This window comes from Ramlibacter lithotrophicus, from assembly GCF_012184415.1.
Taxonomy (GTDB): Bacteria; Pseudomonadota; Gammaproteobacteria; order Burkholderiales; family Burkholderiaceae_C; genus Ramlibacter; species Ramlibacter lithotrophicus.
This window is the reverse complement of the sequence record NZ_VTOX01000008.1, coordinates 170,378-193,794: the sequence shown is the minus strand read 5'-3', so window position 1 is coordinate 193,794 and position 23,417 is coordinate 170,378. Positions and strand designations below refer to the sequence as shown.

General features: G+C 69.9%; 23 protein-coding genes. 12 read left to right on the top strand and 11 right to left on the bottom strand.

Annotation, left to right across the window (positions count from 1 at the left end):
- Positions 1–8: 8 nt before the first annotated feature.
- Positions 9–1,865: an alpha-glucan family phosphorylase gene (gene glgP, locus RAMLITH_RS19795; protein WP_168109174.1), complete on the bottom strand. Its 1,857-nt coding sequence runs from the start codon at positions 1,863–1,865 to the stop codon at positions 9–11.
- 205 nt (positions 1,866–2,070) lie between these two features.
- Here glgP and RAMLITH_RS19790 point away from each other — a divergent pair, with 205 nt between their 5' ends.
- From RAMLITH_RS19790 to RAMLITH_RS19755, 8 genes are all read left to right on the top strand, one after another.
- The gene (locus RAMLITH_RS19790) at positions 2,071–2,307 is read left to right on the top strand and encodes a DUF3079 domain-containing protein (protein WP_168109173.1); all 237 of its coding nucleotides are present in this window, start codon (positions 2,071–2,073) and stop codon (positions 2,305–2,307) included.
- Positions 2,308–2,395: 88 nt separating this feature from the next.
- Positions 2,396–2,749, top strand: coding sequence for a hypothetical protein (locus RAMLITH_RS19785; RefSeq protein WP_168109172.1), 354 nt, complete (start codon positions 2,396–2,398; stop codon positions 2,747–2,749).
- A gap of 70 nt (positions 2,750–2,819) precedes the next feature.
- The gene (locus RAMLITH_RS19780; RefSeq protein WP_168109171.1) at positions 2,820–3,224 is read left to right on the top strand and encodes a DUF1924 domain-containing protein; all 405 of its coding nucleotides are present in this window, start codon (positions 2,820–2,822) and stop codon (positions 3,222–3,224) included.
- A gap of 14 nt (positions 3,225–3,238) precedes the next feature.
- Complete coding sequence (locus RAMLITH_RS19775; RefSeq protein WP_168109170.1) at positions 3,239–3,712, top strand: diheme cytochrome c; 474 nt, start codon at positions 3,239–3,241, stop codon at positions 3,710–3,712.
- Entirely contained in the window at positions 3,684–4,406 is a 723-nt protein-coding gene (locus tag RAMLITH_RS19770) for a cytochrome b/b6 domain-containing protein (protein ID WP_168109169.1), read from the top strand. The genes RAMLITH_RS19775 and RAMLITH_RS19770 overlap by 29 nt, the downstream gene beginning before the upstream one ends.
- A 27-nt stretch (positions 4,407–4,433) precedes the next feature.
- The gene (locus RAMLITH_RS19765) at positions 4,434–5,105 is read left to right on the top strand and encodes a response regulator (RefSeq protein WP_168109168.1); all 672 of its coding nucleotides are present in this window, start codon (positions 4,434–4,436) and stop codon (positions 5,103–5,105) included.
- The gene (locus RAMLITH_RS19760; protein ID WP_168109167.1) at positions 5,102–6,454 is read left to right on the top strand and encodes an ATP-binding protein; all 1,353 of its coding nucleotides are present in this window, start codon (positions 5,102–5,104) and stop codon (positions 6,452–6,454) included. The genes RAMLITH_RS19765 and RAMLITH_RS19760 overlap by 4 nt, the downstream gene beginning before the upstream one ends.
- Positions 6,455–6,496: 42 nt before the next feature.
- Positions 6,497–8,044 carry a UxaA family hydrolase gene (locus RAMLITH_RS19755; protein ID WP_168109166.1) on the top strand — a complete coding sequence of 516 codons (1,548 nt, stop codon included), beginning with the start codon at positions 6,497–6,499 and terminating at the stop codon, positions 8,042–8,044.
- Between the two features lie 160 nt (positions 8,045–8,204).
- Here the strand turns inward: RAMLITH_RS19755 and RAMLITH_RS19750 are convergent, their stop codons facing one another.
- The 8 genes from RAMLITH_RS19750 to RAMLITH_RS19715 all read right to left on the bottom strand — a co-directional run bounded on the left by RAMLITH_RS19750 (position 8,205) and on the right by RAMLITH_RS19715 (position 17,336).
- Positions 8,205–9,182 (bottom strand): Bug family tripartite tricarboxylate transporter substrate binding protein, encoded by a 978-nt coding sequence (locus tag RAMLITH_RS19750; protein ID WP_168109165.1) that lies wholly within the window; start codon positions 9,180–9,182, stop codon positions 8,205–8,207.
- A 131-nt stretch (positions 9,183–9,313) separates the two neighbouring features.
- Positions 9,314–10,495, bottom strand: coding sequence for an anaerobic sulfatase maturase (locus RAMLITH_RS19745; protein WP_168109164.1), 1,182 nt, complete (start codon positions 10,493–10,495; stop codon positions 9,314–9,316).
- Complete coding sequence (locus RAMLITH_RS19740) at positions 10,476–11,426, bottom strand: SUMF1/EgtB/PvdO family nonheme iron enzyme (protein WP_168109163.1); 951 nt, start codon at positions 11,424–11,426, stop codon at positions 10,476–10,478. Before RAMLITH_RS19740 ends, RAMLITH_RS19745 begins: the two co-directional genes overlap by 20 nt.
- Positions 11,427–11,433: 7 nt before the next feature.
- On the bottom strand, positions 11,434–13,074 hold the full coding sequence (locus RAMLITH_RS19735) for an arylsulfatase (protein ID WP_168109162.1): 1,641 nt from the start codon (positions 13,072–13,074) through the stop codon (positions 11,434–11,436).
- 23 nt (positions 13,075–13,097) lie between these two features.
- The gene (locus RAMLITH_RS19730) at positions 13,098–14,156 is read right to left on the bottom strand and encodes an ABC transporter ATP-binding protein (protein ID WP_168109161.1); all 1,059 of its coding nucleotides are present in this window, start codon (positions 14,154–14,156) and stop codon (positions 13,098–13,100) included.
- Positions 14,153–14,992 carry a carbohydrate ABC transporter permease gene (locus RAMLITH_RS19725; RefSeq protein ID WP_168109160.1) on the bottom strand — a complete coding sequence of 280 codons (840 nt, stop codon included), beginning with the start codon at positions 14,990–14,992 and terminating at the stop codon, positions 14,153–14,155. The genes RAMLITH_RS19730 and RAMLITH_RS19725 overlap by 4 nt, the downstream gene beginning before the upstream one ends.
- Complete coding sequence (locus RAMLITH_RS19720) at positions 14,989–15,918, bottom strand: ABC transporter permease subunit (protein WP_168109159.1); 930 nt, start codon at positions 15,916–15,918, stop codon at positions 14,989–14,991. The genes RAMLITH_RS19725 and RAMLITH_RS19720 overlap by 4 nt, the downstream gene beginning before the upstream one ends.
- Positions 15,919–15,923: 5 nt before the next feature.
- A complete protein-coding gene (locus RAMLITH_RS19715) occupies positions 15,924–17,336 on the bottom strand; it encodes an ABC transporter substrate-binding protein (protein WP_168109158.1) in 1,413 nt (470 codons plus the stop codon).
- 229 nt (positions 17,337–17,565) lie between these two features.
- Between RAMLITH_RS19715 and RAMLITH_RS19710 the strand changes: the two genes are divergently transcribed.
- From RAMLITH_RS19710 to RAMLITH_RS19695, 4 genes are all read left to right on the top strand, one after another.
- Positions 17,566–18,657, top strand: coding sequence for a LacI family DNA-binding transcriptional regulator (locus RAMLITH_RS19710; RefSeq protein WP_168109157.1), 1,092 nt, complete (start codon positions 17,566–17,568; stop codon positions 18,655–18,657).
- Positions 18,658–18,762: 105 nt separating this feature from the next.
- On the top strand, positions 18,763–19,758 hold the full coding sequence (locus tag RAMLITH_RS19705; protein ID WP_168109156.1) for a CvpA family protein: 996 nt from the start codon (positions 18,763–18,765) through the stop codon (positions 19,756–19,758).
- Positions 19,759–19,815: 57 nt separating this feature from the next.
- Positions 19,816–20,448, top strand: coding sequence for a class I SAM-dependent methyltransferase (locus RAMLITH_RS19700; RefSeq protein WP_168109155.1), 633 nt, complete (start codon positions 19,816–19,818; stop codon positions 20,446–20,448).
- Between the two features lie 117 nt (positions 20,449–20,565).
- Complete coding sequence (locus tag RAMLITH_RS19695) at positions 20,566–21,702, top strand: DNA topoisomerase IB (RefSeq protein WP_168109154.1); 1,137 nt, start codon at positions 20,566–20,568, stop codon at positions 21,700–21,702.
- 10 nt (positions 21,703–21,712) lie between these two features.
- Here RAMLITH_RS19695 and RAMLITH_RS19690 read toward each other — a convergent pair whose 3' ends face one another.
- On the bottom strand, positions 21,713–22,603 hold the full coding sequence (locus tag RAMLITH_RS19690; protein ID WP_168109153.1) for an alpha/beta hydrolase: 891 nt from the start codon (positions 22,601–22,603) through the stop codon (positions 21,713–21,715).
- Between the two features lie 203 nt (positions 22,604–22,806).
- Positions 22,807–23,409: a TetR/AcrR family transcriptional regulator gene (locus RAMLITH_RS19685; RefSeq protein WP_168109152.1), complete on the bottom strand. Its 603-nt coding sequence runs from the start codon at positions 23,407–23,409 to the stop codon at positions 22,807–22,809.
- Positions 23,410–23,417: the final 8 nt, after the last annotated feature.

Here is a 23,417-nt window from a genome sequence, read left to right as displayed (position 1 = left end):
AGCCCGCGTCAGCCGAGATACGCGTTGGTCGCGTACTCCTGCACCATGCGGTGGGTGTTGAAGTACGAGGCATTCAGGGCGATGGCGTGGCGCATCACGTCGATCCAGTGCTCGCGGCGCTCGTAGAAGGTGGGCACCAGCGCCGTTTCCAGCTTGCGGTAGAGGTCTTCGGCATCCTGCCTGTCGACCTTGGCCGCGTCGCCCTGCCCCGCCTCGCTCGAGCCGATGGCCCAGCCGGTCAGCCCCTCGAGATAGCCTTCGAGCCACCAGCCGTCCAGCGTGCTGAAGCTGGGCACGCCGTTGTGCGCCGCCTTCATGCCAGAGGTCCCGGATGCTTCCAGCGGGCGCTGCGGCGTGTTGAGCCAGACGTCGGCGCCGGAAACCAGCACCTTCGCGAGGTCCATGTCGTAGTTCTGCAGGTACACGACCGAGACATCCCCGGCCATCTGCTTGCCGACGCCGACCACCCGCTTGATCAGCTTCTTGCCGTCCAGGTCCTTCGGGTGCGCCTTGCCGGCGAAGACGAACTGCAGCCGCCCGTGCTGCTTCGCGATCTGGCGCAGCCGCGCGACGTCGCTGAACACCAGGTCCGCGCGCTTGTACGCGGTGGCGCGGCGCGCGAAGACGATGGTGAGGGCCTGCGGGTCGAGCGCCACGCCGCTGCGTTCGCGCACCAGGGCCAGCAACCTGGCCTTGGCCTCCACATGCGCCGCCCAGACGGCCTCGCGCGGAATGCCCACTGCATGGCGCAGCATGGACGGGTCGTTGGACCAGCCGGGCAGGAACCTGTCGAACAGGCGCCTGAAGCTGTCGCAGGTCCAGGTGGCGGAGTGCACGCCGTTGGTGATGTGGTGGATCGCGTAGCCGGGGAACATCTCCCGCGAGACCTCGCCATGGCGTTTGGCCACGCCGTTGACGTAGCGGCTGAGGTTGAATCCCAGCCGCGTCATGTTCAGTTCCTCGCGTCCGCCCAGCATTTGCAGCAATGACTTGGGCATGCGTGCGGGCAGCACCTTCTGCAGCAGGTCGTAGCCGAAATGGTCGTGTCCGGCCGGCACCGGCGTGTGCGTCGTGAACACGCAGCGGTTGCGCACGCTGGCGAAATCCGGCGACTCGACGGCCCAGTTGCCTTCGCCCAGCAGTTCCAGCACGAGCAGGCTCGCGTGGCCCTCGTTCATGTGGTACTTCTGCAGCCCCGCGTAGCCCAGGGCGCGCAGCATCTTGACGCCGCCTATGCCCAGCAGCACCTCCTGCGCGAGCCGGTACTTCTGGTCGCCGCCGTACAGGTGGTGCACCAGCGCGCGGTCGGCCGGCGCGTTGCCTTCCATGTCGGTGTCCAGCAGGATCAGCGGCACGCTGTGCCCCGCCTGTCCGGCCACGTCGTACTGCCAGGCCCGCACCTTGACCGTGCGGCGCTCGATCTCGAGTTCGATCACGGGCGACAGCGGCTTGACGAATTTCTCCACATCCCATTGGACGGGCGCTTCTTTCTGGCCGCCGCTGGCGTCCAGCGACTGGTCGAAATACCCCTTGCGGTAGAGCAGCGAGACGGCGACCAGTGGCAGCCGCAGGTCGGCGCAGGACTTGAGCATGTCGCCGGCCAGCACGCCCAGCCCGCCGGAATAGATCGGCATGTCGGACTGCACGGCCACTTCCATCGAGAAGTACGCGATGCGGCGGCGGGCCTTGTCGCCGTCGCCGCCGGAAGCGACCAGCGCCGGCAGGTAGCGCTCCGGTTGTTCGACGAACTTGTCGCGGCAGTACTCCGAACAGAAGTACACGGTCCTTCGCTTGTGATGCGCCGACAGCTGGCTGTCGGGCAGCACCGTCATGCCGCAGACGGGATCCGTCGCACTCTTTTTCACAGCCAGGGCCTTTCTCGTGCCGGAAACGGAGAGGCACTATAGCCGCTGCGGCTGCTCTTTTGGGTCGGCTCGGGCGTGGCGCGCCGGCTGCGGCCACGAGGCCCGCCAGTTGCGCAAACGCAAGTTTTCCCCGCCCAAGGTGCGCAGAATAGGTACTTTCAAAGTCTGCCGCGCCGCCGGCGCGGATGAGGCATCACCCGCCCACATGGCCAAGAAGTTTCCCGTCAACCCCGCCCACCCCGAGCGCAACTGCTGGGGCTGCGACAAGTACTGCCCCGCCGACGACATGCAGTGCGGCAACGGCTCGGACCGCACCCAGCACCCGGTGGAGATCTTCGGCGAGGGCTGGGACACCTGGGGGCTCGATCCGGTGGCACCGCAAGGCGCGGCCGCCGACGCCGGGCCGCGTCCTGTGATCCGGATCGCGCTCGCGAAGGGCTGACGCCTGGTTACGACGCGCCCCGCGGCCGGGCGCGATGTCGTACAAACGTCCGCACACCGGGCCATCCGTGCCGGCCCGCGGAGAATCCATGCGGACGCTGACGAGCTTCTTCCTTCTTTCCGTCCTGCTGGCCGGCTGCGCCAGCCAGGGCAAGATCTCCTGGGGCAAGCACCTCGTGTACCGCGATGCTGGCGGCGCGCCGGTGATGCAGATCGACTACCCGTCGGAGGACTTCTGCCGGCGGGTCGAGTCGGTCGCCGCCGCCAACGCGAAATGCGAACCGGCCTCGACAGCCGGCGTGCTGCGGGCCCAGGCGACGCTCTGGTACAACCCGCCGGACCTGCAGGTGCTGGCGCATTACCAGGACCTCGCCGCCTGCCAGAAGGCCAATTCGCAGATGGCGTCGGGCGTCCACCTCGAAAAGCCCTGCACGGCGAAGTAGCGCCGCCTCCGGGGGGAGGCTTAAGAAACCGATAAGCCCGCCCCGCGACCATGGCAGCCAGGGAGTTGCCATGACGCATCCACGACCAGGCCGCCGGCTGGCGGCCATCATCTTCTCGGGCCTCACCGCGGCCACCGCGCAGGCGGCGACACCGGCGCAACTGCTGTCCGGCTACACGGCGCAGGCGGGCGCCGCGGCGTCGCCCGCGCGCGGCCAGCAGTTCTTCACCACCACCCACGGGCGGGAATGGAGCTGTGCGTCCTGTCACGGCCAGCTGCCGACCAAACCCGGCCGGCACGCGGGCACCGGCAAGCCGATCGCGGCCCTGGCCCCGGCCGCGAGGGCCGCACGCTTCACCGATCCCGCCAAGGTGGAGAAATGGTTCCGCCGCAACTGCAATGACGTGGCCGGACGCGAATGCACGCCGGCCGAGAAAGCCGACGTGCTCGCCTGGCTGCTGACGCTCAAGCCCTGACGCAAGGCGGACCGATGAACCAGTCCAGACCATGGCCCGCCTTCGCGGCGGCGGCCCTCGCCCTCTTCGCCGGCGCGCTGCACGCGGGCGACCACGGATCGCGCGGCGTGGGATTGCTGCCCGCCTACCAAGAGGAATGCGGAACCTGCCATGCACCGTACCCGCCCGGCCTGTTGCCCGCGTCGTCGTGGCAGCGCGTCATGGGCACTTTGTCGCGCCACTACGCCACGGACGCGTCGCTGGACGCGGCCACCGCGCAGCAACTGTCGTCCTGGCTCGCCGCCAACGCCGGCAGCTCGCGGCACGCGCGCGAGGCGCCGCCGCAGGACCGCATCACCCGCTCGGCGTGGTTCGTCCGCGAGCACGACGAAGTGCCGGCCGCGACATGGCGCTCGGCCGCCGTCAAGAGCCCCGCCAACTGCGGCGCCTGCCATTCCCAAGCCAACCAGGGAGATTTCGATGAACACCGAGTCCGCATCCCGCGCTGACGCGCGGTCCGCCGCCCCCACCCGCGTCCTCGTCTGGGACGCCCCGGTGCGGGTGTTCCACTGGCTGCTGGTGCTGACCTTCGCCGGCGCCTGGCTCACCGCCGAAAGCGAGCGCTGGCGCCTGGCGCACGTGACCCTGGGCTACACGATGGCTGGGCTCGTCGCCTTCCGCGTGTTGTGGGGCCTGTTCGGCACGCGCCACGCCCGGTTCACCGATTTCGTGCGCGGCCCGGCCGCCGTCGCGGGCTACCTGAAGTCGCTGCTGCGCGGCCGCCCGGAGCACCACGTCGGCCACAACCCCGCCGGCGCGCTCGCCATCGTGGCGCTCCTGTTGCTGGCCGTCGCGGTGCCGGCCACCGGCTGGGCGCTGTTCAACGACATGGGCGGCGAGTGGCTGGAGGACGTGCACGAAGGCGTCGCCAACGCCATGCTGGCGCTGGTGGCCGTGCACGTCGCCGCGGTGGCGATCAGCAGCTGGCTGCATCGCGAGAACCTGGTCGCCTCCATGGTCACCGGACGCAAGAGCGCACCACGCGAGGAAGCGATCCACGGCGCCTGGCGCAGTGTGGCCGCGCTGATGCTGGTGGCGGTGCTGGGCTTCTGGTGGCTGCAGTGGCAGGCGGCGCCGGGCGAGGGCCTGCTGGCCGGCGGTCAGCGAGCGTGGAGCACAATCGAACACGACGACGACGATTGAGGAAGGCGGCGCCTGCCGTCCCGGTCCATGCGCATCCTGCTGGTCGAAGACGATCCCCTGCTGGGCGACGGCCTGCGGGCCGGGCTGCGGCAGTCGGGGTTCCACGTCGACTGGGTCCGCACCGGCGACGCCGCCGAGCGCGAGCTGCGCGCGGAGCCGTACGCCGCGGCGGTGCTGGACCTGGGCCTGCCGATGAAGGACGGGATGGACGTGCTGGCGGCCGTGCGCCGCGCCGGCGTCACGCTGCCGGTGCTCGTGCTCACCGCGCGCGACGCGGTGGCCGACCGCATCCGCGGCCTCGACGTCGGTGCCGACGACTATGTGGTCAAGCCCGTGGACCTGGACGAACTCGCCGCACGCCTGCGGGCACTGGTGCGGCGTGCCCATGGCCAGCCTCGTGAGCGCCTCTGCGCGCAAGGCGTCGAGCTGGATCCGGCGTCGCGCACGGTCCGCCGGGGCGGCGAGGCGCTGCTGCTGCCGGCGCGCGAGTTCGATCTGCTGCACGTCCTGATGCTGCACGCCGGCCGCGTGCTCTCGCGCGAGCAGCTCGAGCAGCAGCTCTACAGCTGGGGCCGCGAGGTGGAAAGCAATGCGATCGAGGTCCACGTGCACCACCTGCGGCGCAAGCTCGGCGCCGGGCTGATCCAGACCGTGCGCGGCGTCGGCTACATGATCGCGCGGGAAGCGGCGGCGCCATGACGAAGCCGGCATCGCTGCAGGGCCGGCTGGTGTCACTGGTGCTGGGCATGGTGCTGCTGGTCTGGGCCGCCGTCGCGGCGCTGACCTGGGTCGATGCCCGCCACGAACTCGACGAGCTCCTGGACAGCCATCTGGCGCAGGCGGCGGCACTGCTGGTGGTGCAACAGGCCGACCTGGACGACGACGGCCTGCTGGACGCGCCGACGCTGCACCGCTACGCGCCGAAGGTGGCATTCCTGGTGTTCCATGAAGGAGAACTGGTGCTGCGCTCGGCCAATGCCCCGGCCTGGCCGGCGGTCGGTGCCGGCACGGGCTTCGAGCGCGGCTTTCGCACGGTGTCGGTGGCCGGCGCGGACTGGCGCGTGTTCGCGGCGCAGGGTGCGGAGCGCGACGTGCAGGTCTATGTCGGTGAGCGGATGGATTCGCGCAGTTCCATCCTGCGCGCCGTGCTGCGCAGCGCCGCCTGGCCGATGCTGCTGGCGCTCCCGGTCCTGGGGCTGGCGGTGTGGTGGGCCGTAGCGCGCGGCGTGGCGCCGCTGCGGCGGCTGGGCCGCACGCTGGCCGGCCGCGCGGCCGACGACCTGCAACCGGTCGCGCTCGGCGGCGCGCCCTCCGAGATGGCACCGATGGTCGGCGCGCTCAACGGACTGTTCGCGCGCATCGCGGCCCTGCTGGATTCGGAGCGCCGCTTCACGGCCGACGCGGCGCACGAACTGCGCACGCCGATCGCCGCGATCCGGGCGCAGGCACAGGTGGCGCTGGCCGAAGCCGACGACGAGCGCCGCCGCCACGCGCTGCGCAACACGCTGGCCGGCTGCGACCGCGCCGCGCGCCTGGTCGAGCAACTGCTGACGCTGTCGCGGCTGGAAGCGGACGCGGCTGCGGCGGGCGAACGCGTCGACCTCGCCGCCGTGGTGCGCGGCGCGGTCGCCGAGGTCGCGCCGGCGGCGCTCGCCCGTGGCCAGATGCTCGACGTCGACGCCGGCGCGGCCAGCGTGGTGGTGGGCGACGAGGTTCTGCTGTACGTGCTGGTGCGCAACCTGGTCGACAACGCCGCCCGCTACAGCCCGCCGCGGGCCCGCATCGCCGTGCGCCTCGCGGCCGAAGCCGGCCAGGTCGTGCTGACGGTGGAAGACAGCGGCCCCGGCCTGCCCGACGCCGACCTCGCGCGCCTGGGACAGCGGTTCTTCCGCGTCGCCGGCAACGAAGCCAGCGGCAGCGGGCTCGGCTGGTCGATCGTGCGGCGCATCGCGGACCTGCACCGCGCCCAGGTGGCGGTGCGGCAGTCGGCGGCACTGGGCGGACTGGCCGTGCGGATATCGCTGCCGGCGGCGCGGCACGCCGCCTAGAATCGCTTGCCCCCCTGCAGTACCCCACTTCCACAGCACACCATGACAGCCACCGCCGCCAAACGCATCATCGGTCCCGTGATCCGCCTGCATCCCGAGGACAACGTCGTCGTCGCGCGGATGGACGTGGCGATCGGCACTGAGGTGCCCGCCGAGAACTTCACGAGCCGCAGCCAGACGCCGGCGGGCTACAAGATCGCGGCGCGCCGCATCGCGAAGGGCGAGGCGATCCTCAAGTACAACACCACCGTGGGCTTCGCCAACGCCGACATCGAACCCGGCACGATGGTGCACAGCCACAACACGGAGTTCCGCGAGTTCGACCGCGACTACGCCCATGCGACGCAATACCAGCCGGTGCAACTGCTGCCCGAAGCGCAGCGCGCGACGTTCCAGGGGTACGTGCGGGCGAACGGCCAGGTGGGCACGCGCAACTTCATCGGCATCCTGTCGACGGTGAACTGCTCGGCCACGGTGGTCAAGAAGATCGCGGAGTGGTTCACGCCGGAGCGGCTGGCGGACTACCCGAACGTCGACGGGGTCGTCGCCTTCGCGCACGGCATCGGTTGCGGCATGGAGATGTCGGGCGAGCCGATGCAGCTGCTGCGGCGAACCATGGCGGGCTACGCGCGCCATCCCAACCTGGCGGCCGCGATGATCATCGGCCTGGGCTGCGAGCGCAACCAGCTGGCCGGCCTGCTGGAGCAGGAAGGCCTGGCACCGGGCCCGAAGCTGCACACCTTCATCATGCAGGAGAGCGGCGGCACCCGGAAGACCATCGAGGCCGGCATAGCGGCGGTGAAGGCGCTGTTGCCCGAGGCGAACGCGGCGAAGCGCCAGACGGTCTCGGCGAGCCACCTGTGCGTGGGCCTGCAGTGCGGCGGCTCCGACGGCTTCTCCTCGATCACCGCCAATCCGGCGCTGGGCGCCGCCATCGACATCCTGGCCCGCCACGGCGGCACCGGCATCCTGTCGGAGACGCCTGAGATCTACGGCGTGGAGCACACGCTCACGCGGCGCGCCGCGAGCCGTGCCATCGGCGAGAAGCTGATCGAGCGCGTGCGCTGGTGGAAGGACGTCTATTCGCCGGGCCGCGACGTGCAGATCAACGGCCAGGTAAGCCCCGGCAACCAGGTCGGCGGACTGGCGAACATCTTCGAGAAGTCGTTGGGTTCGTCCATGAAGGGCGGCACCGGGCCGCTGATGGCGGTGTACCGCTACGCCGAGCCGGTGACGGCCAGGGGCTTCGTGTTCATGGACACGCCCGGCTTCGACCCCGTGTCGGCAACGGGCCAGATCGCGGGCGGCGCGAACCTGATCGCGTTCACGACCGGGCGCGGCTCGATGTTCGGCTCCAAGCCGGCGCCGTGCCTGAAGCTGGCGACCAACACGCCCATGTACCGCAAGCTGGAAGAGGACATGGACATCAACTGCGGCGAGATCCTGGACGGCACGGCGTCGGTGCAGGAAATGGGTCAGCGGATCTTCGAGCTGTTCCTGCGCACGGCGTCGGGGGAGCGCAGCAAGAGCGAACTGCTGGGCCTGGGCGACCACGAGTTCGTGCCGTGGCAGGTGGGGATCATGAGCTGAGGTCGCCCGGACGCGCACAGGACATCCGAACGCAGAAGCCGCAAAGGAAATCCAATGCAAAAAAGGAGGGGAGCCCCTCCCTTTTCTTTCTGACTTTTCTGCGGCTTCAGCGGGACCTCTGCGGCTTCCGCGTCCGGAAGTCCGCTCCTGCCTTCCGCCTTCAATCCAGCTTGATGTTCGCCGCCTTGATCAGCTTCGCCCACTTCGCCACTTCGGCCTTCTGGAACGCCGCGAACTGAGCCTGCGTCATCGTCGAAGGCTCCAGCCCCAGGCCCAGCAGCTTGGCCTTGATCTCCGGCTCCTGGATGATCTTCAGGATCGTCGTCGACAACTGCTCCACCACCGGCGCCGGCGTGCCGGCCGGCGCGAACACGCCTTGCCACGACACGATTTCGAAGCCCTTCAGCCCGGCCTCCGCCATCGTCGGCACGTCGGGCAGGCCGCTGGCGCGCGTGGTCGAAGTCACGCCCAGCGCGCGCAGCTTGCCGGACTGGATCAGCGGGATGCACGAGAGGATGTTCTCGAAGCACATCGTGACCTGATCGCCCAGCAGGGCCTGCATCGACGGGCTGCTGCCCTTGTACGGCACGTGCAGGATGTCGACGCCCGCCATGTTCTTGAACAGCTCGCCCGACAGGTGCTGCGAGGTGCCGGCGCCGGACGAGCTGTACGACAGGTTCTGCTTCGCCTTGGCCGCCGCGACCACGTCGGCGACGCTCTTGAACGGCGAGTCGGCCTTGACGACGAGCACGTTGGGCAGCGTGCCGTACAGGGCGACCGGGACGAAGTCCTTCACCGGGTCGTACGGCATGTTCGGATACAGGCTCACGTTGATCGAGTGCGAGCTGATCGTGCCGCCCAGGATCGTGTAGCCGTCCGCCGGCGCCTTGGCGACGAACGCGGAACCGACGTTGCCGCCGGCGCCCGGCTTGTTGTCGACGACGACCGGCTGGCCCAGGAGCACCGACAACCGCTGGCCGAAGGTGCGGGCCAGCACGTCGGTCGTCCCGCCGGCCGCGAACGGCACGACGTAGGTGATCGGCTTGGACGGCCACTTGCCCTGCGCGCGCACCGGGAAGGCGGCGCTGCCGAGGGCGGCGAGGCAGGCGAGGGTCGTGAGTCGGCGATTGCGATCCATCTTCTTCGGGTCTCCGGTTGCTATCGAAAGAAGAGCATCTTGGCATGGTACGGCCGCGTTCGGCCCCCGGGATTCCCCGTGCCGCGGCGGCCCGCCGGTAAGGCGATCGTGTGCAGGGAAATGCGAATTCCTTACAGCATGCTCATGACCTGCGCCGGGCTCTGCCCGCGCCGGTACAGGTCCGCCATTTGCTGCATCGACGCGTCGACGTGCGTGAAGTACGCCCGGTATCCCTCGCACAGATGGTTGTGTGCGCCGTCCGGGCCGGCGAAGCGGTGCTTCGGGCAGCCGCCGTTGCACGCGAACAGCACGGGACACGCATAGCAGGCGTCCGGCAGGCGGTGCGACTTGTCCTGTCCGAACTTCGTCTGCTGCGCGCCGACGGCCAGTTGCGCCAGGGAACGTTCATGGATCGAGCCGACCCGATGCTCCGGATCCACGTAGTGGTCGCATGAATAGACCGACCCATCGTGCTCGATCGCGAGCGCGTCGCCGCAGTTCTCGGCATGCACGCACACGCCGCCCGGCACGCCGACCCATTTCGCCAGGCTCAGCTCGAACATGTCGACGTACACCTCGCCGACGTCGCTGCGCACCCACTCGTCGAAGATCGCCGTGAGAAAGCGGCCCCACTGCTCGCCGGTCACCGACTGCGGCGTGACGGCGCCGGGCCGTCCCGGCGCCTGCTCCACCACCGGAATGAACTGCAGGTGGCGCGAGCCGATCTCCTTGAGGTACCGGTACACCTCCAGCGGCGAGCCGGCGTTGGCGGCGCTCACGCAGGTCAGCGTGTTGAAGGGCACGCCGTGGCGCTGCAGCACCTGAAGCCCGCGCAGCACCCGTGCCGACGAAGGCCGCTGCTTCGCGTCCAGGCGCGAGCGGTCGTGCAGCGCCGGCGGGCCGTCGATGCTGATGCCGACCAGGAAGCCGTTGCCCTGCAGGAACCGGCCCCATTCGTCGTCGAGCAGCGTGCCGTTGGTCTGCAAGGTGTTCTCGATGCGGCGCCCGCGCCCATGGCGCCGCTGCAGCGCCAGCGCGCGCCGGTAGTACTCGACGCCCAGCAGCGTCGGCTCGCCGCCTTGCCACGAAAAGACGACCCGGTCGCCGGGCTGCGCCTCGATGTACTGGCGCACGAACGCTTCCAGCGTGGCGTCGTTCATGCGGCGCGGCTGGCGCGGCGGAAACAGCTTGTCCTTCGCCAGATAGAAGCAGTAGTCGCAGCGCAGGTTGCAGGCCGGCCCCGCCGGCTTCGCCATCACGTGGAAGGGATGCGGGCCGGCGGGCGCGCCGGGCTCAGGCGAGCGGCTCACCATGGCCGGCCATCCGGAAGCCCTGGTTGCTCGCGGAGCTGTCCGGCGTGTTGGAGCCGCGCGCGGCTACGCGGTAGCGGTTGCAGTAGGACTCGTGGCACAGGAAGGAGCCGCCGCGGCTGGACCGCCGACCCGTCTCCTGCGACTGCAGCGGATCGGCTGCGGCGGTGCCGCGATGGTAATCGGGGCTGAACCAGTCCTCGCACCATTCCCACACGTTGCCGGCGGCGTTGTACAGGCCCAATCCGTTCGGCGCGAACGAGCGGACCGGCACGGTGCCCGGCTGCCAGCCACTGGCCGGCTGGTTGGGAAACGCGCCGCGCCAGATGTTGCAAGGCGGATCGGCCGGCAGTTCGTCGCCCCACGGGAAGCGACGCCCCGCCAGGCCGCCCCGCGCCGCGAACTCCCACTGCGCTTCGGTGGGCAGCCGGCCGCCGGCCCAGGCGCAGTAGGCCCGCGCGTCGTGCCACGACACATGCACCACCGGGTGGTCCATGCGGTCGCGGATGTGCGACCCCGGACCTTCGGGACGCTGCCAGCAGGCGTCGGGCACGTCAAGCCACCAGGGCAGGCCGGAAGGCACTTTCCGGATGGCGGTGCGCAGCGCCTGCGGCACCTGCAGGTAGAAAACGAACGATGAGCCGGCCTGCTCGGCCTGCGTGATGTAGCCGGTCGTGCGCACGAAGTCGCCGAACTGCGCATTGGTCACCGCCGCGGCAGCGATCCGGAACGGGCTGAGCATCACGCGGCGGGCCGGCCCTTCGCCATCGGCCGGAAAGCCTTCACGGTCGTCGCTGCCCATGACGAACTGGCCCCCCGGCAGCGCCAGCAGGCCGTGCGGGGCGGACTGCGTCGCGACGGCGCTCCGGTGCTCGGCCGGCGTCGTCGTCGCCCCGCCGGCGCGTGCCGGCACGCAGCAGGCCTTGCCGTTCACGACAGCCTCACGGCAGGTAAGGCGCCCTGAAGTCGTCGCGTTCCCAGAACGCGGTAGGTACTTTCTGGTCGCGCAGCAACTGGTCGATCCGCTCCTTGGGGATCACGCCGCAGCGCCTCGCCCAGGCTTCGTACTGCGCCAACATGTCCTTGACCCGGTCCGGGTGCTGCGCCGCCACGTCGTTCAGCTCGGTGCGATCGAGCTCCATGTCGTACAGCTCCCAGGGATCGGGAAACTTGCGCACCAGCTTCCACTTGCCGATGCGCACCGCGGCATTGCCTTCGTGCTCCCAGAACATGGGCGGGCGGGTGGTCAGCTCGCGATTGAAGGCTGGCAGCAGGCTGTGCCCTTCCAGCGGCTCGATCTTGTGCCCCTGCCACTCCTGCGGATACGGCGTGCCGGTGACGTCGAGCACCGTCGCCATGATGTCCGGCAGGTAGCCGGGCGTGTGGCGGATCGCGTTGCGCTGCCCCATCGCCGCCGGCCAGTGCATGATCAGCGGCGTCGAGATGCCGCCTTCGTGGATCCAGTGCTTGTACAGGCGGAACGGGGAGTTCGAGAGGTTGGCCCAGGCCCGGCCGTAGCTCTGGTAGGTGTTCTCGGGACCGGGCATCAGCGACGGATCGTTGCCGAAGTGCACCGGCTCGCCGGCCCGCGTGCGCTCCTTGGCGATCATCAGCTTGTCGACCAGTTCGTCGACGGTGAGGTTGTCCGGAATGTCCTCGGCGCAGGCGCCGTTGTCGGACAGGAAGATCACCAAGGTGTTTTCCAGCTGGCCGGTCTCTTCCAGCGAGCGCAGGATGCGGCCTATGCCCTGGTCCATGCGGTCGATCTGCGCGGCGTACACCTCCATGCAGCGCAACAGCCATTCCTTGTGCTGCGCCTGTGTCCACGCCGGCTGGGTCGGATCGCGGTCCGTGAGCGGCCACGCCTGGTCCAGGATGCCGGACTTCACCAGCCGCTCGAGACGGTCCTCGCGCAGCTTGTCCCAGCCCGCATCGAACCGGCCCTTGTACTTCGCGATGTCCTCATCGTGGGCGTGCAGCGGCCAGTGCGGCGCCGTGTAGGCCACGTACTGGAAGAACGGCTTGCCGGCGTGCTCGCGCTGGTGGCGGCGGATGAACTCCACGGCGTTGTCGCTGATGGCGTCGGTGTAGAAGAAGCCGGGCTCCTTCGCCTCGTGCTCAATGTTGGCGTTGCCGCGGGTGAGCGTGTTGGGATCGTAGAAGCTGCCCGCGCCGATGATGGTGCCGTAGAACTCGTCGAAGCCGCGCTGCAGCGGCCAGCTGTCGGTGGGCTGCGTCAGGTTGCCCGCCACGTGCCACTTGCCGCTGAGGTAGCTGCGGTAGCCGCTCGCCTTCAGCGCCTCGGCGATGGTGACGCAGCGCCGGTTCAGGTTGCCGGCATAGCCTTCCGGCCCCATGTTGTAGGTGAGCACCCCGATGCCGGTCTGATGCGGATGCAGGCCCGTGAGCAGCGACGCGCGCGACGGGCTGCAGCGCGCCGTGTTGTAGAACTGAGAGAAGCGGATGCCGTTGGCGGCGAGGCGATCGAGATTGGGCGTCTCGACTTCGCCGCCGTAGCAGCCGATGTCGGAGTAGCCCATGTCGTCGTTGAGAATGAGCAGGATGTTCGGCTTGCCGGTCATGGCGTGGTCACCTTCCTTGATGGCTATTGAATCCGCAGCCCGGACGCACGATCGAACAGGTGCGCGGCCTCGGGCTCGAACGAGAGGAACACGGCTTCGCCCTCGGTGACGCCGGGACGCGCGCCGGAACGCATCTTCACGCGCTGGCCTTGCACGTCGAGGTCGACGACCGTGCTGTCGCCGTAGTCCTCGATCAGCTCCACCTGCGCGGGAATGCCCTGCGCGGCGATGCGGATGTCGCCCGGCCGCACGCCCAGCGTCACGTCGCGCGCCGCGCCGCCCGCGGCGCCCTGCACGGGCAGGCGCGCGCCGGCCACCAGCACCTCGCCGCCCGCGAGCGATCCGGGCAGCAGGTTCATCGGCGGCGTGCCGATGAAGCCGGCCACGGTCACGGTCGCCGGCTTCATGAATACCTCCTTGGGCGTGCCGGTCTGCACGATGCGGCCTTCCATGAAGATCGCCATCCGGTCGGCCACGGTCATCGCCTCTTCCTGGTCGTGCGTGACGTAGACCGCCGTGACGCCCAGCGAGCGCTGCAGCTTGCGCAGCTCGGCCCGCGTCTCCAGGCGCAGCTTGGCGTCGAGGTTGGACAGCGGCTCGTCCAGCAGGAACAGGCGCGGATGGCGCACGATGGCGCGCGCCAGCGCGCACCTTTGCTGCTGGCCGCCGGACAGCTGGCCGGGCCGCCGGTCGAGCAGGTGTCCGATGTCGACCTTGTCCGCTGCCTCGCGCACCGCGCCGTCGATCTCGGCCTGGGGCCGGCCGACCATGCGCAGCGGAAAGCCGATGTTGCCGGCCACCGTCATGTGCGGATACAAGGCGTAGCTCTGGAACACCATGGCCACGTCGCGTTCGCCCGGCTGGGTGTTGGTGACGTCGGCGCCGTCCATCAGCACCCGGCCGGCGTTGACCGGCTCCAGCCCGGCCAGGATGCGCAGCGTGGTCGTCTTGCCCGAACCCGACGGTCCCAGCAGCGCGAAGAACTCGCCGGGGCGGATCTCCAGGTCGACGCCATGCAGCGCGGTAAAGGTCCCGTGACGCTTGACGACGCCCTCGAGCCTGACGTTGGCGGACTGGTTCATCGGCGGCCTCCTCCCTTCACGGCGCCAATCGTCAGTCCCTTCACGATGTGGCGCTGCGCGAACAGGCCGATCAGGATCACCGGGGCCATGGCCAGCATGGCCCCGGCCGCCAGGCGCGCCCACTGGGTCTGCTCCACGGATATGAAATTGAACATCGCCACGGTGACCGGGCGCACGTTGTTGCCGCCCAGCACGACGGCGAACAGGAATTCGTTCCACGCGTTGAGGAACACGAACACCGTCGTGACGGCAATGCCGCCTCCCACCTGCGGCAGGATCACGTACCAGAGCGTGCGCAGCCGGCCGGCGCGATCGAGCAGCGCGGCCTCCTCCATCTCGAACGGCACGTCCTCGAAGTACGACACCATCAGCCAGATCGCGAACGGCAGCGCGAAGGTGAGGTAGATCGCCGTCAAGCCGGAATACGTATCGAGCATCCCGATCTTCTGCAGCACGAGGTAATAGGGAATGATCAACCCCACCGGCGGCAGCATCTGCGTGGCCAGCACGTAGAAGCCGGACGCCTTCTTGCCCGGATAGCGCAGGCGGGCCAGCGCGTAGGCGGCGGGGACGGCGATCAGCATCGTCAGCAGCGTGGACGCCGTGGACACGATCAGGCTGGACCAGAGATTGGGCAGGATCGACGAGGTGCCGAACAGCACCTCGCGGTAGTTGTCCAGCGTCGGCTTGAACAGCCACACCGGCGGATAGGCCAGCACGTCGCGCTCGGTCTTGAACGAGGTGAGCAGGCCCCACACCACCGGGAACGCCCACACCGCCAGCATCAGGCCGGCCGCCACGGCGAGGACCACGCGTCGCATCGCGGAACGCTTCATCGCGCCCTCCGCAGCCGGAACATGAAATAGGAAATCGCCATCGTGATCCCCAGCAGCACCATCGCGAGCGACGCGCCGTAGCCCAGGTTCAACTCGGTGAACGAGGTCCGGTACGCGTACAGGTTGAGGATTTCGGTCGCCGAACCGGGCCCGCCGCCGGTGGCCGCGAAGATGGCGGCGAAGGCCGACAGCGCCGTCATCATCCGCATGATCACCACCATCATGATGGCCGGCCGGATCAAGGGCAGCGTGATGTAGCGGAAGCGCTGCCAGGCCGTGGCGCGGTCCAGCCGCGCCGCTTCGTAGACGTCGGGCGGCAGCGTCGCCAGGGTCGCGAGCAGCACCAGGAAGGCGAACGGCGTCCACTGCCAGGTGTGGATCGCAATCACCGAGATCAGCGCCAGCTGCGGGTCGCCCAGCCAGTTGTGCGACCCCAGGCCGAGCGCGCGCGTGACCAGGTCGACCAGGCCGAACTCCGGCGACAGCACCAGCGTGCGCCAGAACAGGCCCACCACCACCGGCGCCAGCACGATCGGCAGGATGGCGGCCACGCGCAGGACGCCCTGGCCCTTGGGAATCTGCAGCACCAGCAGCGCCAGCGACAGCCCCAGCACCACCTGCAGCACGACGGTGGACGCGGTGTAGACGAACGTCAGCCACAGCGAGTTCCAGAAGCGGGGGTCGCTGCCCATCTTGGCGTAGTTCTCGAGCCCGGCGAACCCCGACAGCCAGGGCATGCCGAGGTCGATACGGTTGAGACTGTTCCACGCCAGGTAGAACAACGGGGCCGTCGTCGTGACCAGCAGCACCAGCAGCGCCGGCGCCAGCAGGGCCAGCGCGAAGCGCCGCTCCTGCCGAGCCAGCGTGTCGAGCGGCGGCGCGGCGCTGCCGCCCGCCGCAGGGATCGAGGCTGCCGGAACCGACACCGGGATCAGCCCTTGAGGATCTGCTGGATGCGCGCCTGGGCCTCGTCGAGCGCTTCCTTGGGCTTCTTCTGGCCCACCAGTGCCGACTGGATCGCGGTCGCCATGGTCTCGCCGACGGCCGGCCATTGCGGCACGCGCGGGCGCCATTCGACGTCGGTGTCCTGCTCCAGCGATTCGAGCGCGGCCGGGATGAAGTTGACGCCGGCGCTGCCCATCGCCTTGGCGAAGTCGGGCGACTTCCACGACGACAGCCGGTTCAGGCCGGATCGCTTGGCCGGGCCGGCGAACTTCCACGAGGTGCGGGCCTGGGTCTCGGCCGACGTCGCCCAGGTGATGAACAGCCAGGTGGCCTTCTTCTGCTTCTCGGTGAGGGCCGAGTTGATCGGGAAGCCCCAGTTCCAGATCGAGGTCACGCGCTTGCCGTTCGGCCCCTTGGGCCAGCGGGCGAAGCCGATCTTGCCGATCACCTTCGACTTCTCCGGGTTGTTCAACACCGCGGCCGACGAATGCGCATCGATGTACGTCGCCACCGTGCCTTGCGAGAAGGCGTCGGCGATGTCGGGCCAGTTCCAGTTGCGCACCGCGGGCGGCGCGTACTGGGTCAGCGCGTTCACGTACCACTCCAGCGCCTTCACGGCCTCGGGCGAGTTGACGACGATGTCCTTGCCCTTGAACCACTCGCCGCCGAAGCCGCGGAACAGCGACGGGTAGATGTACATGTTCTGCCCGGCGCCGGAGAAGCCGCGCAGCGCGAGGCCATAGATGCGGTTGGCGGGGTCGTGCACCGCCTTCGCGTTGGCCAGCAGCTGGTCGTAGGTGTCGGCCGGCTTGAGGCCCTTGGCGTCGTACAGGTCCTTGCGGTAGACCTGAACCGTGACTTCGCCGTCGTACGGGATGCCGTACGGCTTGCCGTCGACCGAGTCGGCCTCGCGCCAGGCCTTGATGATGTCCTCGTACTGGTACCACGCCGGGTCCGTCAGCGTCTTGTCGTTCAGGTACTTGTCCAGCGGATCGACCCACTTGTTGGCGACGTACAGCGGGTAGTACATCGGGTCGGCCGCATGCGTCGCATAGGTGGTCGTCTTCGACGACAGGTCCAGCATCGCCTTCTGCCGGATCTGCCCCGGCGGCACCTTCTCGATGCGCACCTTGACGCCGGTGAGCGCCTCGAACTGCGGCAGCAGCGTGCCCAGGTTGTCGAAATAGCTGGCCGGAATGACGGCCACCGAGATCGATTCGCCCTCGACCTGCTTCCAGTTGATCTTCGCGCTGCGGTACGGCCCCAGGTCGTCGGCCTGCGCGTGGGCGCTGGTCAGCAGGTGCGGCGCGGCGGCGGCCAACATGCCCACCGAAGCGGCCTGCTTCAGCGCGCGCCGGCGCCCCGGCTGGTGCGGGATCTGCGGAATGCGGTCTCTCATGGGCTTGTCTCCTGGTTCTTGTGCACTGGCGAAAACCGGCCGGGCTCGTGCATCACCCGGCGCGGGGAAAGCCGCAGCGTCAGGCCGGCGGGACCGCCCTGCCCGTGTATTCGATTACATGCATTCTGCCGGTCGATGCCCAGCGGCTCCAGCCCCCTGGCGTCAGGGATTTCCCTCGCCGGGTCGACCGAATATGCAATCGATTGCAAAGCGGATAAGCTCACCGGTGATGGATGCGCCACCGCCCGCCACCCGCACCCGCACCCGCACCGCTGCCAGGGATGTCGCCCTGCTGGCCGGGGTGTCGACCGCGACCGTGTCGCGCGCGCTGAACAATCCGGAGCACGTCGACCCCGCCACCCTGGAGCGCGTGCGCGACGCCATGGCCAAGCTGCGCTACGTGCCGCACGGCGTGGCGCGGTCGCTGCGCAGCCAGCGCAGCCGCATGGTCGGCGCCATCGTCCCGTCGTTCGATTACGCGCTGTACGCACGCACCACCAGCGCGCTGCAGCAGACGCTGAGCCAGCACGGCTATGCCGTGGTGCTGGCCGAACACCATTACGACCTGGCGCAGGAACTGCAGGTCGCGCGGCACCTGATCGAGCACGGCGTCGACGCTTTCGTCTTCGTCGGCGTGGAGCACGACCCGCGGCTCTTCGCGCTGCTGGAGGACTACGGCCGCCCGTTCGTGCTCACCTGGGGCGTCGACCCCGAGCGCCGCCGCCCCTGCATCGGATTCGACAACCGCGCCGCCGGCCACCAGATGGCGCGCCACCTGATCGCGCTGGGGCACCGCCGCTTCGGCATGATCAGCGCGCCGCTGGACGGCAACGACCGCGGCCGAGAGCGCGGCGCGGGCATCCGGGCGGCGCTGGCCGAGGCGGGGCTCGCCCTGCACGAGTCGCACGTCCAATACGCGCCGATCGCGCTCGCCTCGGCGCAGGAGGCCATGGAGCGGCTGCTCGCGCTGCCGCAGCGGCCGACGGCGGTGCTCGCGACCAACGACGTGCTGGCCGTGGGCGCCATGATGGCGTGCCGCGCCGCCGGCGTGCGCATTCCGCAGGACGTGTCGATCACCGGCGTCGACAACACCGACCTCGGCGCCACGCAGACGCCGGGCCTGACCAGCGTGCGCACGCCGATCGTCGAGATCGGGCGGGCGGCCGCGGAGCAGTTGGTCGCCCGCCTGGACGGGCGCGAATACGTCGCCAACCAGACGCTCCCGTTCGACCTCGTGTTCCGCGGCAGCACGGCGCCGCCGCCGCAAGCCCCCGCAGCGCCGGCACGCAGCACCGCGCGGGCGCCGCGCGCGAAGGCCTGATCGGCCACGCATCGACGCAACGGCGCGAGGGCGCCACCGTCAATGGCGTCCTACCGGGCGGCGGCAGGCTGCGGGGGATACTGTCGTGGCTGCGCCCCGCCCTCCATGGACCAACTTTCCACCTGGCTGCCTCCGCTCTCCGCCACCAATGCCGTGGACTGGCTGCTGGTCGCCGTCGTGCTGCTGGGCGCGCTCGGCGGCTGGCGCCGCGGCTTCGTCGCCACGGCGCTGCAGCTGTTGACGCTGGCGATCAGCCTGGCGGTGGCGCTGGCGGGCTACGCACAGCCGGCGGCCTGGCTGCAAGGGCGGTTCCCGGTGCTGGGCGACTGGGCGCCGCCGCTGGCCTTCCTGTCGATCTTCGCCGTCCTGTATGCGGCGCTGGCAATCCTGGCCGGGCGTGCCATCGCCGCGTTGCCGCGCACCGCCCACGCCCATGTCGGCAACCGTTTGCTGGGGCTCGCCCCCGGCGTGTTGAACGGCCTGATCAACGCCACGGTGGTCGCGCTGCTGCTGCTCGCCGTGCCCGCGTTCGACCAGCTCACGCGCGTGGCGCGCGACAGCGCGATCGCGAGCCGCCTGTCGGCGCCGGCCGAGTGGCTGCAGGCCAGGCTGGAGCCGATCTTCGAGCGGCCGATCCGGCGCACGCTTCACGCGCTGATCGTGCCGGTCGAATCGAAGACGTCGGTGCCGCTGCCGTTTCGCGTGACGCAGGGGCGGGAGCGGCCCGACCTCGAGGCGCGGATGCTGGCGATGGTGAACGCCGAACGGGTGCAGCGCGGCCTCAAGCCATTGCAGGCCGACCCCGAACTGACGCCGCTGGCGCGCGCGCACAGCCGGGACATGTTCGCGCGCAGCTATTTCTCGCACGTCAGCCCGGATCGCGACGATCCGTTCGACCGCATGCGCGAAGCGAAGGTGCGCTATCTGGTCGCCGGCGAAAACCTGGCACTGGCGCGCACGCTGCCGGCGGCGCACCGTGGGCTGATGGAATCGGCCGGGCACCGCGCGAACATCCTGCGGCCGCAGTTCGGCCGGGTGGGGATCGGCGTGCTGGACGGCGGGGTGCATGGGTTGATGGTGACGCAGAATTTCCGGAACTGAACGCGGGCCCAACAGCCGACCGCCAGGTGGACGGCACCGGCATGCACAATCGCCATCATGTCCACCCCGCCCACCGCCTTCACCGACGCCGCCGAGACCTGGAACCGGCGCTTCCAGACTGACGAATACCTGTTCGGCACGGCGCCGAACGCCTGGCTGCGCGAACACCGCGGGCTGCTGCAGGCGGGCCAGCGCGTGCTCTCCGTGGCCGATGGCGAGGGCCGCAACAGCGTCTGGCTGGCGCAGCAGGGGCTGGCCGTCGACGCCTTCGACATCTCGCCGGTGGGCGTGGCCAAGGCGCGCGCGCTCGCGGCGGAGCGCGGCGTGAAGGTGGATTTCGCGGTCAGCGACGTCGACGGCTTCGCGTGGCCGGAAGCGACTTACGACGCGGTGGTCGCGATCTTCGTGCAGTTCGCCGATCCAGCGTTGCGCGAGCGGCTCTTCGCGCAGTGCCGCCGCACGCTCAGGCCCGGCGGGCTGCTGCTGCTGCAGGGCTATACGCCCAGGCAGCTCGAGTACAAGACCGGGGGGCCGCCGTACCTGGCCCATCTGTACACGGAGGCCATGCTGCGCCAGGCCTTCGCGGACTGGGACATCCTCGAATTGCGCGAGTACGAGGCCGAAGTCGCCGAAGGCACGGGCCACAAAGGCATGTCGGCCCTGATCGGGTTGGTGGCGCGGCGGCGATAGGAACCATCGCGGTCCGGGTCGGACAGCGCGCGCGCCTGCGGTCCTACACGCCCGTCGTGGCGGCGCTTCCACAATGGCTGGGCGCTTCACTGTCGAGGCGCGCCCATCCGACACCGCATGACCGATCCCAGCGAAGTCGCCGAGTCCGCCGGCCTGGTCTACGTCTCCGACGAAGACCCCGGCATCCGGCGCGAGCGTGCGGGAGATACCTTTCGCTATCTCAGGCCCAACGGCAAGGCGCTGGAGGATGAGGGTGCACTGGAGCGCATTCGCAAGCTCGCGATCCCGCCCGCCTGGAGCGACGTGTGGATCTGCCCCAAGCCCAACGGCCACCTGCAGGCGACCGGCCGCGACGCGCGCGGCCGCAAGCAATACCGCTACCACCCGCAGTTCCGCGAGTTCAGCGAAGCCACCAAGTACGAGCACATGATGGAGTTCGCGCGCGCCCTGCCCAACATCCGCGCCAGGGTGGCGGAGCACATGGCGCTGCGCGGCCTGCCGCGCGAGAAGGTGCTGGCCACCGTGGTGCACCTGCTGGAGACGACGCTGATCCGCGTCGGCAACGACGACTATGCGAAGCGCAACGACAGCTACGGCCTGACCACCTTGCGCAATCCGCACGTCAAGGTCGATGGCTCCCAGCTGCGCTTCCGGTTCAAGGGCAAGAGCGGCAGGACCTGGCAGCTGCAGCTGAAGGACCGGCGGGTGGCGAAGATCGTCAAGGCCTGCCAGGACCTTCCGGGCCAGGAGCTGTTCCAGTACGTCGACGAGAACGGCGAGCTCAGGCAGGTGAGCTCCGCCGACGTCAACGCCTACCTGCGCGAGATCACCGGCGAGGACATCACGGCCAAGGACTTCCGCACCTGGGCCGGCACCGTGATGGCGGCGCTGGCACTGCAGGAGGTCGAGGCGTTCGACACGCAGGCGGCGCAGAAGAAGAACGTCAAGGCGGCGATCGAACGGGTGGCCGCGCGCCTGGGCAACACGCCGACGATCTGCCGCAAGTGCTACGTGCATCCGGAGATCCTGCAGTCGTACGCCGAAGGCGCGCTGCTGCTGGAGATCCGGCGCGAGGTCCAGGACGAACTGCGCGAAGACCTCGCGTCGCTCAAGCCCGAAGAGGCGGCCGTGCTCGCGCTGCTGGAGTCGCGGCTGAGCCGCACGCTGTCGGGTGAGCTCGAAGACAGTCTCGCCGCGCTGCGCCAGGGCGGACGCAGGCGCACGGCGCAGCGTTCCGCGCCGGCGGCGCGCTGAGCGGAGCGGGTCAGCCCGCGGCGGCGAACAGCGTCACCTGCCCGACCACGCCGGCGTCGCCGAGCACCTTGCCATGCCCGAGCCCCTCGGTCGCCAGCAGCCGTGCGCCACGGATCGCGTGGGCGAAGGCCTGGCCGTCCTTGAACGGGTTGACCCGGTCGGCGCGGTCATGCACGACCAGCGTCGGCACGCGGATGCGCGGCCCCACCGCCGGCGGCTCCAGTTCCGGCATCACGATCGCCTCGCGCGCCTCGATGCGCGCCTGCAGCGCCGCGCGAGTCGCTTCGCTGAGGCCGAACACCCGCGCGAAGAACCGCGTGTACTCGCGCGCCGAGGCCGGTGGCGCGATCAGCACCAGGCGCTCGGCCGGCAGCCCGCGGCCGGCGGCATAGGCAGCCGCGTTCGCGCCCAGCGAGTGCGCGACCACCACCTGCAGCCGATGGCCTTGCTGCTGCAGCCGCGCGGCGACGTATTCGAGCGCCCGCACGAACTGCGGCAGGTTGCTCACCGACCCGGCGCTGCGGCCATGGGCCGGCATCTCCACCAGGACCGGGGTCAATCCCTGCTGCGAGAGCGCCTGCGCCAGCAGCAGCATCTGCCCGGCGTGGCCACCCCAGCCGTGCACCAGCAGCGCAATGCGCGAGCGCGGTGCGACGGATGCCGGCGAGTAGACCGTGAGGCTGGCCTGCTCGAAGGCCCACGGCTCGACCTTCCAGGCGGCGTCCCAGGCGGGCGGCCGGCGCAGCCAGCGCGGCGGCATCGGCGTTGCGAACAGGCGCGCGGCGGCGCGTACCGCCAGGCCCGGCCACAACCGCTGCGTGGCGGCCATCGCCAGGCGCAACAGGCGCACGCCCGTGCTCGATCCGTACAGCGCCGCGGCCGGCGCGATGGTGTCGTTCATGGCGGCCTTGCCTTTCAGTAGAAGATCATGTCCTGGTTGCTGCGCGGCAGGTCGCGCAACGAGGCAAGCGCCGCCGTGGCGACGCGCCAGGCGCCCCAGGCGGCGGCAAGAATGAAGAGCGTGAACATGGCAACCTCCTTGGTTATTCGCACGACTGTGCGAAATATGACGAAACAAACGTGGCGGCGTCGCTCGGTGGCGGTCTACGCCAGGTAACTGCTGCGCAGCCGCCGCCAGCTGGCGCGGGCCCGCTCCGGTGCGCGCGGGTCGCGCAGGAAGCGGGTGTCGTGCATGAGGCCCAGGATCAGCGCGTAGATCTCGGCCACCAGCAAGTCGGCGTCGGTGTCGGGCTTGAGGTGCCCGGCTTCGACCGACTGCAGCACGGTGCGGCGCAGGACGCCGCGCCAGCGCGTCACCTCGCCGTGCAGCAGGTCGCGCAGCGGCCCGTCCCGGTCGTCGAGTTCGAAGGCGCCGGCCGAGAAGATGCAGGCCTCGTTGGCGGCCGCGTGCCCGATGCGCCCGATCCAGCGCTCGACGATGTCGTCCAGCCGCGGCAGCCCGCGCGCCCGCTGCATGGCGGGCACGAACACGTCGGCCAGGAAACGGCGCCCGAACTCCTCGATCACCGCCTTCTGCAGCGCCTCGCGCGATCCTGCGCGGGAGAAGACGCCGCTCTTCGACAGGGCCAGCCGGTCGGCCACCGCCTGGAGCGTGATCGATTCGAGCCCTTGCGCTGACGCCATGTCCAGCGCCGCGCCGACGATGGCGGCGCGGGTCAGCTCGCTTTTCTGCGTCCTGGCGTCCATGGGTGCAA